Annotated in this window: 15 protein-coding genes; 7 read left to right on the top strand and 8 right to left on the bottom strand. The window is 70.6% G+C overall.

What is annotated here, in order from left to right; all coding sequences use genetic code 11:
* Window positions 1-16: 16 nt before the first annotated feature.
* Both ACFYR3_RS05585 and ACFYR3_RS05580 read right to left on the bottom strand, forming a co-directional pair.
* On the bottom strand, window positions 17-1,423 hold the full coding sequence (locus tag ACFYR3_RS05585; RefSeq protein ID WP_355854614.1) for an ATP-binding protein: 1,407 nt from the start codon (window positions 1,421-1,423) through the stop codon (window positions 17-19).
* Window positions 1,424-1,457: 34 nt separating this feature from the next.
* Window positions 1,458-2,135, bottom strand: coding sequence for a response regulator transcription factor (locus ACFYR3_RS05580; protein ID WP_355854617.1), 678 nt, complete (start codon window positions 2,133-2,135; stop codon window positions 1,458-1,460).
* 136 nt (window positions 2,136-2,271) lie between these two features.
* Here ACFYR3_RS05580 and ACFYR3_RS05575 point away from each other — a divergent pair, with 136 nt between their 5' ends.
* Entirely contained in the window at window positions 2,272-2,850 is a 579-nt protein-coding gene (locus ACFYR3_RS05575; protein WP_355854620.1) for a PepSY domain-containing protein, read from the top strand.
* A 161-nt stretch (window positions 2,851-3,011) separates the two neighbouring features.
* On the opposite strand, the gene ACFYR3_RS05570 is transcribed toward ACFYR3_RS05575, so the two are convergent.
* Entirely contained in the window at window positions 3,012-3,248 is a 237-nt protein-coding gene (locus ACFYR3_RS05570; RefSeq protein ID WP_355854623.1) for a hypothetical protein, read from the bottom strand.
* Window positions 3,249-3,501: 253 nt separating this feature from the next.
* Here ACFYR3_RS05570 and ACFYR3_RS05565 point away from each other — a divergent pair, with 253 nt between their 5' ends.
* Complete coding sequence (locus tag ACFYR3_RS05565) at window positions 3,502-4,545, top strand: alpha/beta hydrolase (protein WP_355854626.1); 1,044 nt, start codon at window positions 3,502-3,504, stop codon at window positions 4,543-4,545.
* 25 nt (window positions 4,546-4,570) lie between these two features.
* Here the strand turns inward: ACFYR3_RS05565 and ACFYR3_RS05560 are convergent, their stop codons facing one another.
* Genes ACFYR3_RS05560 through ACFYR3_RS05550 form a run of 3 tightly spaced genes read right to left on the bottom strand, consistent with a single transcriptional unit; the run spans window position 4,571 to window position 7,030 of the window.
* Window positions 4,571-5,797 carry an MAB_1171c family putative transporter gene (locus ACFYR3_RS05560; protein WP_355854629.1) on the bottom strand — a complete coding sequence of 409 codons (1,227 nt, stop codon included), beginning with the start codon at window positions 5,795-5,797 and terminating at the stop codon, window positions 4,571-4,573.
* A gap of 13 nt (window positions 5,798-5,810) precedes the next feature.
* The gene (locus ACFYR3_RS05555; RefSeq protein ID WP_355854694.1) at window positions 5,811-6,341 is read right to left on the bottom strand and encodes a toxin-antitoxin system, toxin component; all 531 of its coding nucleotides are present in this window, start codon (window positions 6,339-6,341) and stop codon (window positions 5,811-5,813) included.
* Between the two features lie 32 nt (window positions 6,342-6,373).
* The gene (locus tag ACFYR3_RS05550) at window positions 6,374-7,030 is read right to left on the bottom strand and encodes a helix-turn-helix transcriptional regulator (RefSeq protein ID WP_355854632.1); all 657 of its coding nucleotides are present in this window, start codon (window positions 7,028-7,030) and stop codon (window positions 6,374-6,376) included.
* Between the two features lie 270 nt (window positions 7,031-7,300).
* Between ACFYR3_RS05550 and ACFYR3_RS05545 the strand changes: the two genes are divergently transcribed.
* Window positions 7,301-7,960: a hypothetical protein gene (locus tag ACFYR3_RS05545; RefSeq protein ID WP_355854635.1), complete on the top strand. Its 660-nt coding sequence runs from the start codon at window positions 7,301-7,303 to the stop codon at window positions 7,958-7,960.
* Between the two features lie 130 nt (window positions 7,961-8,090).
* Here the strand turns inward: ACFYR3_RS05545 and ACFYR3_RS05540 are convergent, their stop codons facing one another.
* Both ACFYR3_RS05540 and ACFYR3_RS05535 read right to left on the bottom strand, forming a co-directional pair.
* A complete protein-coding gene (locus ACFYR3_RS05540) occupies window positions 8,091-8,870 on the bottom strand; it encodes a hypothetical protein (RefSeq protein ID WP_389281627.1) in 780 nt (259 codons plus the stop codon).
* Entirely contained in the window at window positions 8,827-9,645 is an 819-nt protein-coding gene (locus ACFYR3_RS05535) for a GntR family transcriptional regulator (RefSeq protein ID WP_355854641.1), read from the bottom strand. Before ACFYR3_RS05535 ends, ACFYR3_RS05540 begins: the two co-directional genes overlap by 44 nt.
* A gap of 123 nt (window positions 9,646-9,768) precedes the next feature.
* On the opposite strand from ACFYR3_RS05535, the gene ACFYR3_RS05530 reads away from it, so the two are divergent.
* From ACFYR3_RS05530 to ACFYR3_RS05515, 4 genes are read left to right on the top strand one after another with little or no spacing between them, the layout of a single operon-like run.
* Window positions 9,769-10,815, top strand: coding sequence for an ABC transporter ATP-binding protein (locus tag ACFYR3_RS05530; protein ID WP_389281624.1), 1,047 nt, complete (start codon window positions 9,769-9,771; stop codon window positions 10,813-10,815).
* A 26-nt stretch (window positions 10,816-10,841) separates the two neighbouring features.
* Window positions 10,842-12,050 (top strand): ABC transporter substrate-binding protein, encoded by a 1,209-nt coding sequence (locus ACFYR3_RS05525; protein ID WP_389281622.1) that lies wholly within the window; start codon window positions 10,842-10,844, stop codon window positions 12,048-12,050.
* A gap of 7 nt (window positions 12,051-12,057) precedes the next feature.
* Entirely contained in the window at window positions 12,058-12,948 is an 891-nt protein-coding gene (locus ACFYR3_RS05520; protein WP_355854649.1) for an ABC transporter permease, read from the top strand.
* Between the two features lie 10 nt (window positions 12,949-12,958).
* The gene (locus ACFYR3_RS05515) at window positions 12,959-13,774 is read left to right on the top strand and encodes an ABC transporter permease (RefSeq protein WP_355854652.1); all 816 of its coding nucleotides are present in this window, start codon (window positions 12,959-12,961) and stop codon (window positions 13,772-13,774) included.
* Window positions 13,775-13,979 lie beyond the last annotated feature (205 nt).

Genomic DNA, 13,979 nt, shown 5'->3' with positions numbered 1-13,979 from the left:
ACGGTGCTCCTCTGTGCTACGGCCCTTCCGGGGCCTCGGGCGAGAGCGGGAGACGGGCGACGATGCGGGCGCCGTGCGGGTGGGGCTCGGCCGTGAGGGTGCCCTGGTGGTGGCCCGCGATGTCACGGGCGATGGCCAGGCCGAGGCCGGCTCCGCCGAGGTCACGGCTGCGGGCGTCGTCCAGGCGCGTGAAGCGCTCGAAGATCCGGTCGCGGTCGGCATCCGGAATGCCGGGTCCGTCGTCGCTCACCTCCAGCACGGCCGTGCGAGTGGCTCGGTCGGCGTGCAGAGCCAGCTCGATGTGCTGGTCGGCGTGACGTTGGGCGTTGTCGAGCAGATTGGTGAGGAGCCGGGTGAGGCGGCTGTGATTGCCCTCGACGATGAGGCCGGCCGGCAGTTCGGCGTCGATCCGGATCCGGTCGCCGTGGCGTGCGGCGAGGGTCGTACGGCAGAGGTCGGCCAGGTCCAGCGGACCGCTCTCCACGGGCTCGGCCGCGTCCAGCCGCGCCAGGAACAGCAGGTCGGCGGCGAGGTCCTGGAGCCGAACGGTGTCCTCCAGGACCTCGCTGACCAGATCCGGCCACAGCTCCGGGTCCGGATGGGCGAGGGCGACCTCCAGCTGGGTCCGCAGGACGGTGATGGGGCTGCGCAGTTCGTGCGAGGCGTCGGCGATGAACCGGCGCTGGCGGACGACCGCGTCCTCCAGGCGGTCGAGGGTGACGTTCATGGTGCGGGCGAGGCGGGCGATCTCGTCCTGGGAGTCGGGGACGGGCACCCGGCGGTGCAGCGCGTGCCCGGTGATCTCGGCGACCTCGGACCGGATGGCTTCCACCGGACGCAGGGCCCGGCCGGTTACCCACCAGGTGACCAGGGCGACGGTGGCCAGCAGCAGCGGGGTGCCGATGCCCAGGGCGGCGGAGGTGATCTCGTCCGCCTGGTCCGCGTCCCGCAGTGAGGTGCCCGCGTACACGGTGACCGTGCCGCTGGGGGTTATGGCGGTGACGGCGACGATCCGCTGGCGGTGTTCGTCGTGGAACGGCTCGCCGGACCAGGTGGCGCGCAACGTGCCCTCGTCCGGGCGGAGATGTCCGACGGGCGGGCGGTCGGCGAGGTTCTGGCTGGCGGCCACCACGCGGCCGTCGGCGTCCACGACCTGGATGAAGTCGGCGCCGTGGGCGAGGGGCAGCAGGTCCGGGAGCCTGCCCTGGGTGGCCAGCCGCCCCACGGTGTCCGCCTGCTGGGTGGCGGCGTCCTTGGCGCTGCGCTGGAGGTCGGCGTGCAGGATGCCCAGGAGCGCGAAGGAGGCCGCGGTCAGCGCGAGGGCGACGACCGCGGTCGCCCCGAGCGTCGCCCGGGCTCGCACCGATCCAGGCCACAGACGTCGCGCGAGCCTTACCACGGTGGAGCGCAGGCGCCGGGTCATGGCCAGGCTCTCGTCGCGACGTCGGAGGAATCGCCTAGCCACCGTTGGCCGCCAGCCGGTATCCGGCGCCTCGGACGGTCTCCAGGGCGGACCGACCGAACGGGGCGTCGATCTTGCGGCGGACGGCACTGACATGGACCTCGACGAGATTGAGGTCCGCCTCGAAGGCGGAGTCCCAGACGTGTTGGAGGATCTCGCGCTTCGTCACCACCTCGCCCGCGCGCCGGGCGAGGTACTCCAGGATGGCGAACTCCCGCGTGGTGAGCCGTACCTCGTTGCCGTCGCGGCTGCACGTGCGACGGGCCGGGTCGATCACCAGGTCGCCGAGCTCCAGGGTCGGAGGGAGCCGGCGGCCGGTGCGACGGTGGAGTGCGCGGAGCCGGGCGACCAGGACGACGTAGGAGAACGGCTTGGACAGGAAGTCGTCGGCACCGGTGTCCAGCGCCTCGGCCTCGTCGTACTCGCCGTCCTTGGCGGTGAGCATCAGGATCGGCGTCTCGCTCCCGACCGCGCGCAGCCTGGCGCAGACCCGGTAGCCGTTGAGGCCGGGCAGCATGATGTCGAGCACGATCACGTCATAGCTCTGCTCCAGGGCGAGCCACAGCCCCTGGTTCCCGTCGTGGGCCACATCGACGGTGAATCCCTCGGCCGTGAGGCCTCGCTGCAGGGCGGCGGCCAGCCGCCTCTCGTCCTCGACCACCAGTACACGCACGGAGCACAGCCTCGCATGCCGCCCGGACGGCAGCTGAAGAGGCCTTCAGCTGCCTTCAGCCTGGCTTCAGCAACGGTGCTACAAGCTGACCGCAGGAGCCGGCATTGGGCCGGCCGACGCGATCAGGAGCCCGAGCATGTCCCAGCCCGTCCCGCCGGAGCAGTCCGAGTCCACGCCGACCAAGTCGTCCGGGAGGCGCCTCCCGCGCCTGCCCCAGCTGGGGCGGAGCCGCTGGCTGGCACTCGGCGTCGGGGGCGTCCTGCTGGGCGGAGCCGTGGTCGGCGCCGCCGCGGTCGCGGACCATGACCGCGGCGAAAGGGGCGACCGCAAGCACATTGAGGCAGTGCGCGACTGGAAGGGCGGCGACCGCGGCGAGCTCCGCACTCGCGGAGAGGACCGAGGCGAGAGCGGCTACCGGAACGACGAGTCCAGAACGCGTCAGAACACCGGGAGCGACCAGGACGGTCAAAGCGGTCTCGCGCCCGCACCGGTACCGGCGGTGTCCGCCGCCACGGCGATCGAGGCGGCCGGCAAGGCGGTCCCCGGTGGCAAGCCGGACGCGCTGCGCGTGGTGGCGCAGCAGGGCGGTGGAAGCGCCTGGGAGGTCGAGGTGCTGGGCGCCGACGGCGTCCGACACCTGGTGACGCTCGACGGTGCGACCGGCAAGGTGACCGGCAACACCGTGGCGTCCGCCGCCCAGCTCTCCGGACGCTGAAGAAGGCGACTCTTCTGAAGTGCTGACGGCACCCGCGGCTTCGGCGGTTCGACCATCCGCGGTGCGCCGTACGGACGCAAGCCGCCCCGGACACCGCGAGACCGGCCCCTCCAGAAGAGCCGCACCGGGGCTCGTGCTCAATTCGGTTCCTGGGACCCGGCTCACGTCCAGTCCGGTTCCGGGCACCAGGAGTGCAGTAGGTCGAAGAACGCCTCCTCGTTGCCAGCGAGGCCTGCCGCCTTCAGGGCCCGCTCGGCCTCGGCGAGTACGGCGGGCGGGACCATGGGTGGTCGGCCTCCGTCCGGCGGGCCGTCGAAAGCCGCTCGTACCGTCTGGAGAAGGCGGAGGTAGGCCTGCACGGCGGCACGTTCGTGTTCGGTCAGTACGGCGGTCGGCATCGGACGGCTCTCCCGGGTCGGCTTGTCGTGACACTGGTCCTGACCCCAGCTTGCCGTCCGCCACTGACAATCCGGTTTCGGTCCGTGGAGGTTCGCCCGCTTAGCGGAGGCGAAACCTCACGGAAATCCCTTGTGGGACAGGGGCCCTACGCTGGAGACGAGAGCTGGGGCCGCCTGCCGGACGGCCCTGAAGCCGCCATTCCGGCGGCTCGGGTGCCGTCCTCGCGGCGGCCTGGGAACGGGAGGTCGGCCCGTGGTCGACGTACAGCCTCGGCAGCCGCGGCGAACCCCGCGGCTGCGTTCGGTCGGTGACGGAGAACTGCGCCTGCGCCACCGTGTCGTGCACGGCTACCGGCGCGCCTACCGGATGGCCGGTGAGGGCCCCGCGCTCGTCCTGATCCACGGCATAGGCGACTCCTCCGCGACATGGGCGGAGTTGATCCCCGACCTCGCCCGCACCCACACCGTGATCGCGCCCGACCTGCTCGGCCACGGCGCGTCCGACAAACCGCGCGCCGACTACTCGGTGGCCGCCTACGCCAACGGCGTGCGCGATCTGCTGGCCACGCTCGACATCGAGTCCGCCACGCTGGTCGGGCACTCGCTGGGCGGGGGAGTGGCGATGCAGTTCGCCTACCAGTTCCCCGAGCGCACCGAGCGGCTGATCCTGGTCAGCGCGGGCGGGGTCGGGGGTGAGGTCAACCCCTTCCTGCGGGCGGTGTCGCTGCCGGGCGCCCATCTGATGCTCTCCATGCTGCAACTGCCCGGTATGCGCCTTCAAGTGGGTCTCTTCTTACGCCTGATGCACCTGCTCGACACCGATCTGGCCCAGGACGCGCCGGAGTTGGTGAACCTGGTGGACGCGCTGCCAGACGCGACCTCCCGCAGCGCGTTCATCCGGACTCTGCGGGCGGTGGTCGACTGGCGTGGCCAGGCGGTCACGATGCTCGACCGCTGCTATCTCACCGAGGGCATGCCCACCATGCTGCTCTGGGGAGACCGGGACAGCGTGGTGCCGGTGCGGCACGCCCATGGGGCGCACGAGGCCATGCCCGGCAGCCGTCTGGAGATCTTCGAGGGGGCCGGTCACTTCCCCTTCCACAGCGATCCGGCGCGTTTCCTCGCCCTGGTCGAGGAGTTCACGACCACCACCAGTCCGGCCGACTGGAGCCGTGAGACCTGGCGGGAGCTGCTGCGTGCCGGGCGCCCGGGTACGGCGGCGGGGCAACCGGACACCGTCCGGAACCGCGCGGTGGAGAGGGACTTGCGGGAGGCGAGCGAACGCAGCGCGACCTGAGGGGGCCCCGCGGCGCCCGTCATGGCTAACCCGCCGGCTCGCGGGCGTCGCTCCCCGATCTGGTCGTGGCGTGCCCTCGGGCGGCCGCGACCACGGGTGACCGGCGCAGGGCGCTGGACATCCGCACGAGGTCGCGGGGGCCGTCGGTGTGCGTGAACGGGGATCCGGTCGCGGGTGGTTCGGCCGCCGCCTCCGCCGTGCTGATGACGCGGCCCTCCGGGTCGGCGGCCCTGGCCCGCACCGCGACCGTCACCATCGTCGCGTCCGCCTCGGCATGTGCCTCGGTTGGAGAGGAGCCCGCCGCGACGGCGGCGCCGTATGCCCGGGAGCGCACCTTGGCGTCGAAGTAGGGGTAGAGGCTCAGCATGCCGTCGTGGATGTCGGACTCCCGCTGGGTGACCTGGAGTTCGGCGGGCGACCACCAGGAGATCCGCACCGCGCGGTCCTCCGGCACGGAGACCGGCCTCAGTTCGCGCCACAACGGCCCGAGTCTGCGATAGGTCGACCAGGTGTTCCAACTGTCCCCGATGCGCCGCCAGGCCAGGGGGAGGCAGAAGCCGACGGCGGTGATCTGGGCCCCGGCCGAGGCCAGCAGGGGCGCCACATTGGTGCTCAGGCCGTCGAGGTCCGTGTCGTTCCAACGGGCCACCACGGCCGTGAACTTGGCGGCGGAGTAAGGGATGTTGCACAGGGAGCCGAACGCGATGATCACCAGCCCGGCGCGCAGTCGGCCACGCACCTGGATCGCCCAGCGCCAGCACATGACGTTCATCGCGACACCGGCGACGGTGAGCGACGCGAGATAGAGCACGATCATCTCGCGGATGAAGGGGGTGTTGGCGTAGTAGGTGTCGAGGTCCCGCAGTCGTTCGACGTGGGCGTCCCCGAGGGCGAACAGGGCGATCAGCGCCACACCGACGACGGCGTACCCGAGGATCCAGCGGCGTGACAGCCGGCGGGTCACCTCGGGCGGTCCGCCGCGCCAGTTGATGATCAGTACCAGGCAGGAAGCGCTGTAGGCACTCAACAGGCAGTAGACGAGGGGGGCCGAGACGTTGGGTATCCCGGTGATGTCGTTGATCGCGGCGATGGTCGGCGGGGCCGCGAAGAGGAACACCAGGCCTGCGAGGGCGAGCAGTACGCCCACGGAGCGCAGCAGCGGGTCGCGCCAGCCGCGCAGCAGCGCGGGCCCTTTGAAGGCGATCGCGGCGCCCATGGCGACGGCCGGGGTGTAGTAGCTGGATCCGTCCATGGCGCCAGGACCTTCAGCCCCGCGGCCCGCGACAGCCCAGGGACGCTTCGATGCGGCCGGCCAGACCGTCCCGCTGCACCGGGCCGCGCAGCGAGGAACCGGCCAGCCAGGTGCGGCACTTGCTGGCGAGCAGGAGACCGAAGCTCTCGGCCTCCTGCTCGTCGGCGAGGTCGAAGCGGGTCCGCGCGGCCACTTTCAGGACGGTGGCCTGAAGGTCCGCGTGGTCGCTGAGTAAGCGTGCCGCGACGGCCGCGCCGTCGACGTGATGGCTGCAGTGCCCGGCCTTCATGTGCCACAGCTCGTGGCCGAGAATGACCAACTGGTGGTCGGGCGCGGTGCGTTCCTCGATGACGACGAGGTCTTGTTCGGCCATGTCGAGCCACAGGCCGCTGGCGGTGCCGGGCGGGAAGGCGGCCGTACGGAACTGGACGGGACGGCCACGGCGTCTGCTCATCGCGCAGCACAGCGCGGTGTAGAGGTCGGCGGGTGCAGCCGGCGCCGGGAGCGAGAGCTCCGAGACCAACTCGCCGCACAGGCGGCGCATTTCCCTTCCGATGCCCACTGATCTCCCCCGGCTCACGACTCTGGCCGTTTGACGCTCTCCAGGAGCATGTCCAGCCATTCCGCGACCTTGTCCCGGTGCTGGTCGGTGGGCAACTGGGCGGCCCGCCAGGCGATTCCGCGGACGCCGTGGTCGAGGAGCAGTCGCTCCAGCGGATCGCGGGCGACTGAGGCCGCCGCGCGTTCGCGGTCGGCGAGCCGCTGCAGGAGTTCCTGCTCCGAGCGCTGGAGGGCACCTATGAGCGCTTCGGAGTCCTCGGCCGTGAGGAATCCGGCGTGCACCCGGAAGAAGCGCTGGATGGCGTCGCAGTGCTCCATGGTGGGGCGCCGGTCGCCGTTGATGAGGGCGCCCGCCTGCTGGCGCGACATGCCGGCGCCGTCCGCGATCTCCTGCTGGGTGTAGCGGCGGCCGTTGGGCTTGAGCCGGGTGCGGCGCAGCAGGTCAAGACGCTGCAGGAACCGTGCCTGCAGATCGGGTTCGCCTGCGGGGCGGCCGTTGAGCAGGGCCCTCGCCACGGGTTCGGGGACGCCGGACTCGGCCGACAGCCGCCGGACGTCGAAGACTTCGGCGTGCAGCACGCCGAGCCGGTCGGCGAGTGCGGTGACCCTGGCCACGACGGCCTGCAGCAGAACCGTCGCCGTGGCGCACGGAACCTCGAAGCCATCCGTCACCGACAGATCTCCTACGTCTCTCTCAGGTGGCTCTCACGAAGTTCGGGAACCATGTGGACACGAAGGTCAGAAACCATCCCGGCGACAAGACCGGGGAGCCAACCGGAGCGTAGCCCCTCGCTCGAACTCACATCCAGGTCTCGCCACAACTGTGGCGAGATTCAGCCGTCAACGGGCGCCAAATGCCACGATAGTTGACACGCCCGTCCTCGGGGCAGCAGGATCGGGGCGCCGCGTGAAGGCCGCAGCGGCAAGAGGGGTGACCTCCCGATGGCGTACCAGGCAGGAAGGCAGCGGTCCCAGCCGCGACCTGTCCCCGAGAGTCTCGAAGCGCAGGCGTACCTCCAGGACTACGCCACGCTGCTCGAGGCTGTCCCCTTCCCCTCCGTCGTCTTCGACCACCGCTGGGACGTCGTTCTGTCCAACGCCGCGTTCGAGACACTTTTTGACGGTGTCGGCCCTCATCCGACCGCCATGCCGGGCGACAACTTCCTGCGCTTCGTCCTGTTTCATCCGGACGCGGGGTCGATCCTCGGTGACCACGAGTCGAGTTGGTGCCTGCCGATGCTGGCGCACTTCGCGGCGGCGGTGGAGAGGAACGGCCAGGACCGCGGACTCCAGTCGATCCGCCGGGACATCGGCCAGGATCCGATCATGGACGCCGCGTATCGGCACGGCCTGCCGCACTGGATCCAGGCGGTCGGCCCGCGCGCGGTCGAGCACGACGGCGCGGTGCGCCCGCTGGTCCACCCCGACCCGCGCTGGGGCAGTACGGACTGCCGGATCGTCGACGACACGCCCAAGACCCTTCAGGGCATGGGCTATACGCGGATGACCCTGGTGCTGCGCGAGGCGGTCCGGCCGGTCACGGGCGGACCGCGCAAGGCCCGCAAGACACGCAACGGCGCGGCGGAGCTGCGGGCGGTGTGACCCGCGGCGCTGGTGCGAGCCCGCGCCCGGTTCGACCCGCCTGCGTCGCCGGTGCACGTCCCCACCCGCGCGTTGCTCCGCGTCGCCGAAGGTTCCGGCGACCTCCCGGGGACCCCGGGAAAGGGACCGTTCAGTCGGCCGGCATCACGAGGACGAGGGGCACGCCGTCGCAGGGGACGAGCCGCAGGTCCTCGTGGCGTGTGCTCCGGGCCGCCGCCAGCACGGCCGCGAAGTCCGGTCCCTTGGTGAGTGATCCGGCCAGATGGGCCGGGTCGGCGGACGCGGCCACCCGACCCCGCGCGTTCACCAAGTAGGCGGCTCCGGGCAGCCGTTGGAGGAGCGGGACGACCGCGCCCTCGAAGTGCCGCAGATACACGTCGGCCGCGGCGACCCCCACGAAACGGCCTTCCACGTTGACGGGCGCGGACAGGGTCAGGCTGTACTCGTCGGAGCAGAGGTAGTCGACATAGGGCCCGGCGACCGCGCGCTGCCCCGTGTCGCGGGGTAGGGCGAACCAGTCCCAGTGCGTGTAGTCCGAGTACGCGGAGTGCGCCGGATCGAGGTCGAGCAGCAGCGGTCGTACGCCTCCGTCGCGGCCCTGCTGCCACCATTCCAGCCACGCCGGTACGTCACCGAGCAGGCCCGGTGCCGCCACGAAGCCGGCGCCCGACACCAGCTCCTGCCGGGTGAGCCGCAGATGCAGCCCCGGGCGCAGTGCCGCCAGATCCACCGTCGCGGGGCGGCGCCCCTGCGCGGCGACGCGGGTGAGCAGCGCGGTCGTATCGGCCCGGGTGTCGGCGACCGCGTCGAAGACGGCCTCCAGAGTGCGGCGGACCCGCGCGGCGACGGCCGCCTCGGCGGTGCCGTCAAGCGTCGCCGTCGCGCCGACCGGACCGGGCCTCCTGCTCATGGGTGCCCTCCAGCGGACGCCTGCCTGAAGCGGCGCGCGGCATCGCGAGGCGGAGGGCGATGAGCCGCGCCGTCGAGTCCTGTACGCACCGCTCGGCCAGTGCTCTGGCCGAATCGTGGGCCCCATCTTGCACGGCTGAGATTACGGAGCGGTGACGGTCTGCGACTTCTTCACGATATTCGTCGTCCCCGAGCACGAGGCACATCAGGGCGCCCACCTCGGTCTGGAGCACGACCTGCTCACGGGTCAGCCGGGCGGACTGCGCCGCCGCGGCGAGCTCGACATGGAAGCGGCCGTATACCCGGCTGCGTGCGGCGGCGTCCTCGGCGGACCCCAGGTCGTCCAGAGTGCGCCGCAGGGCCTTGAGATCGTCCGGTTCCGTCCGCTGCGCCGCGAGCCTGGCGGCCGCTCCGGACAGAGCTGCCCAGTGGTCGCCCAGGTCGCGCAGTTCCTCGGTGCTCCAGCCGGCCAGCCGGGCCAACAGCCGCTCCTCGCCCGGAACTTCGGGCAGCGACACGAAGCTGCCGCCGCCGCGCCCCCGCCGCGTGGTGACCAGTCCCTGCTGGCGCAGGGCCATGAGGGCCTCGCGCAGGGTGACCGTGGACACGCCGAGCTGCCCGGCCAGTTCCATCTCACCGGGCAGCTGCTCGCCGTCGGCGAGCAGCCCGAGCTCGATGGCGTCGCCGATCCGGTGTACGACCGTCTCGACGCGCGCGCGGTTGTCCACGCGCGTGAAGACGGCTCTGCGGACGCCGTCGCCCCTGTGTTGCTTCACGGTCACCACCTTGTGCGTTGACTCAACCTTTACTCTAAGGGGGTCTTGAAGTTTGAACTATGGCTTCATATCTTTCCGGTCAGTGTTGCAAACGTACCTCCGCACCAGAAAGGTTCCCCGCCCATGGAGGCAAAGGCGATCCGGCTCCAGGGCCTGCGAAAGGCGTTCGGTGAGACGACCGCCGTGTCCGGGGTCGATCTGGAGATAGCCGACGGCGAGTTCTTCTCGATGCTCGGCCCGTCCGGCTCGGGCAAGACGACCGTGCTGCGGATGATCGCCGGATTCGAGAGCCCGACCGCGGGCCGGATCGAACTGGCCGGCCAGGAGGTCACCGGTCTCGCCCCCTTCGAACGGGACGTCCACACCGTCTTCCAGGACTACGCCCTGTTCCCGCACATGACCGTCGAGGAGAACGTCGCCTACGGCCTCAAGGTCCGCAAGGTGCCCAAGGCGGAGCGGCTGGTCCGGGCCCGCAAGGCGCTCGCCGACGTACGCCTGGAAGGGTTCGGCCGACGCCGCCCGAGCCAGCTCTCCGGAGGCCAGCGCCAGCGCGTCGCCCTCGCCAGGGCCCTGGTCGGCCGCCCCCGGGTCCTGCTGCTCGACGAGCCGCTCGGCGCCCTCGACCTCAAGCTGCGCGAGCAGATGCAGGTCGAACTCAAGGCGATCCAGCGCGAGGTCGGCATCACCTTCGTGTTCGTCACCCACGACCAGGAGGAGGCCCTGACGATGAGCGACCGGATCGCCGTCTTCCACCAGGGCCGTATCGAGCAGGTCGGCACCCCCGCCGAGATCTACGAACGCCCCGCCACACCGTTCGTCGCGGGCTTCGTCGGCACCTCCAACCTGCTCGACGGCCAGTCGGCGCAGCAGGTCGTCGGCGCCCCGGGCACGTACAGCATCCGGCCCGAGAAGATCCGGGTCATCAAGGAGTCCGCCGAGGCCGACGCGTCCGACGAGCCGGAGCTCTCCACCGCCACCGGCACCGTCGCCGAGGTCGTCTATCTGGGCTATGCCACCCGCTTCCTGGTGGACCTCGACGCGGGCGGCCGCCTCACCGCGCTCCAGCAGAACCTGGAGACCTCCTCCGAGGACGTCGCCGCCCTCCGCGGCACCCGGGTCCGGCTCCAGTGGCACCGCCGCCACGCCTTCCGGGTCCCCGACCCCCGCTGACTTCCACGCTCAGTCCACCGTCACGTATGGAGTTCGCCGTGCGCCTCACCCCAACCCTCAAGGCCGCCGCCGCCGTCGCGGTGCTCCTCGCGGCCACCGCCTGCGGTTCGTCCGGCAGCGGATCCTCCGCGGCCACCGGCTTCAACCCGCCCGACCTCAAGGCGCAGTCGAAGCTCGGCAAGACCGAGGGGCAGGTCAACCTGATCGCCTGGGCCGGCTATGTCGAGGACGGTTCCAACGACCCCAAGGTCGACTGGGTCAGCGACTTCGAGAAGCAGACCGGCTGCCAGGTCAACTCCAAGGTGGCCGCCAGCTCCGACGAGATGGTCAAGCTGATGAAGACCGGCCAGTACGACGCGGTCTCCGCCTCCGGAGACGCCTCCCTGCGCCTCATCGCCTCGGGCGACGCGGCCCCGGTCAACACCGGCCTCGTACCGAACTACAAGGACGTCTTCAGCGGCCTGAAGAAGGGTGCCTGGAACTCCGTCGACGGTCAGATGTACGGCATCCCGCACGGCCGGGGCGCCAACCTCCTGATGTACAACACCCAGAAGGTCACCCCCGCCCCCACATCCTGGTCCGCGGTCTTCGACGACGCCTCGGCGAACAAGGGCCACGTCACCGCGTACGACTCGCCGATCTACATAGCCGACGCGGCGCTCTATCTGAAGTCGGCCAGGCCCGAGCTGAAGATCAAGGACCCCTACGCGCTCGACCAGAAGCAGTTCGACGCGGCCGTCGCGCTGCTGAAGAAGCAGAACGCGAGCGTGGGGGAGTACTGGAGCGACTACCTCAAGGAGATCTCCGCCTTCAAGAGCGGCGACTCCGTGATCGGCACCACCTGGCAGGTAATCGCCAACCTGACGGCCGGCGAGGGTGCCAAGATCAAGGCCTTCGTGCCCAAGGAGGGTTCCACGGGCTGGTCCGACACCTGGATGATCTCCGCCAAGGCCAAGCACCCCAACTGCGCCTACAAGTGGATGGACTGGATCATCTCGCCGAAGGTGAACGCCCAGGTCGCCGAGTACTTCGGTGAGGCGCCCGCCAACGCCCAGGCGTGCCAGTACACCAGCGACAAGTCCTTCTGCGACACCTTCCACGCCACCGACGAGAGCTACTGGAAGAACATCGCGTTCTGGAACACGCCCATCGAGCAGTGCCTCGACGGCCGCACCGACGTCAAGTGCGTCCCGTACGCGAAGTGGGTCCAGGCCTGGACCGAGATCAAGGGCTGATCGAACGATGACCACCACCGCGCAGGCCGCCGGACGCTCCCCCGTCCGGCGGCTCGCCGGGACCCTGCACCGGCGTCCCCGGCTGCGGCTGTCCCTGTTGCTGACCGCCCCCCTGCTCTGGCTGGCGGTGCTCTATCTCGGCTCGCTGGCCGTGCTGTTCGTCTCGGCGTTCTGGACGACGAACTCCTTCACCTCCGAGGTCGTGAAGGTCTGGTCGACCGACAACTTCAACCAGCTGTTCACCCTGCCCGTGTACCGGCAGGTGATCCTGCGCAGCATCGGTGTCGCCCTCGCGGTGACCGTCCTGTGCGCGGTGATCGCCTTCCCGATCGCCTTCTACACGGCCCGGATCGCCCGGCCCGATCGGCGCCCGCTGCTCGTTGTCGCCATCCTCACGCCGCTGTGGGCGAGTTACCTCGTCAAGGTGTACGCCTGGCGGCTGATCCTCTCCCAAGGCGGCCTCGCCGACTGGGTGTTGAAGCCCCTCGGACTGAGCGGACCCGGGTACGGGCTGGTCGCGGCGATCATCGCGCTGACCTATCTCTGGCTGCCGTACATGATCCTGCCGATCCACGCGGCGCTGGAGCAGCTGCCCGCCAACCTCCTCGACGCGTCGGCGGACTTGGGGGCCGGGGCGGCCCGCACCTTCCGATCGGTCGTGCTGCCGATGGTCCTGCCGTCCGTGGCCGCCGGTTCGGTCTTCACCTTCTCGCTCAGCCTCGGCGACTACATCACCGTGCAGATCGTCGGCGGCAAGACCCAGCTCATCGGCAACGTCGTCTACTCCAACATCGAACTGAACCTGCCCATGGCCGCCGCGCTCGGCACGGTCCCCGTCGTGGTCATCGTGGTGTACCTCCTCGCGATGCGCCGCACGGGCGCCCTGAGCAGTCTCTGAGGAGCCCGCTGTGCAACTCTCCCGTTCCGCGCGCATCGCGCTGCGCGCCGCCGCCGGGCTCGGCTTCGCGTTCATCTACGTGCCGCTCGCGCTCGTCCTGGTCAACTCCTTCAACCGGGACCGCAGCGCCAGTTGGCCGCCGTCCGGGCTCACCTTCCACTGGTGGTCGGTCGCCTGGGAGAACGAGGGTGCCCGCGCGGCGCTGTGGGTCTCGGTCAAGGCCGGTCTCGGCGCCACGGCGATCGCGCTGGTCCTGGGCACGCTGATCGCCTTCGCGGTCGCCCGCCACCGCTTCTTCGGCCGGGACGCCATCTCCTTCGTGGTCGTCCTGCCGATCGCGTTGCCCGGCATCGTCACGGGCATCGCGCTCAACTCGGCGTTCAGCACGGTGCTCGAACCGCTCGGCGTCGGACTCGGCATGTTCACCGTGATCGTGGGCCACGCGACCTTCTGCATCGTCGTCGTCTTCAACAACGTGGTCGCGCGACTGCGCCGTACGTCAGGCACGTACGAGGAAGCCGCGATGGACCTGGGCGCCGACACCTTCCGGGCCTTCGTCGACGTCACCTTCCCGCTGGTGCGCTCGGCGCTGCTGGCCGGCGGACTGCTCGCCTTCGCGCTGTCCTTCGACGAGATCGTGGTGACGACGTTCACGGCCGGGCCCGGCATCGAGACCCTGCCGATCTGGATCTTCAACAACATGACCAGACCCCAGCAGGCACCGGTCGTGAACGTGGTGGCCGCCGTGCTCGTCCTGCTCTCCGTGATCCCGATCTACGCGGCGCAGCGGCTGTCCGCGGACACGGCCGCCGAGAGCCGGATCTGATCCGGGCGACGAACCGCCTGTGCGGGGAGGCGGGTTGACGCCGGTGAGGGGCGGCCGGGGTCCGCCGCGCACGGACTCCGGCCACCCTTCGCGGGCGGGTTGAACGACGGGCGTACGTCCAGCAGCTCGGGCATCGTCCCAGCTCAGAGGAGGTGGAGAAGGTGTAACCGGGCGTCAAGTTCAGGACAGCCAGCCGGTGTGAGTC

It is taken from the genome of Streptomyces sp. NPDC005784 (assembly GCF_042871525.1).
GTDB lineage: Bacteria > Actinomycetota > Actinomycetes > Streptomycetales > Streptomycetaceae > Streptomyces.
The sequence above is the reverse complement of the archived record's forward strand: the minus strand, read 5'-3'. Positions and strand labels throughout refer to the sequence as shown.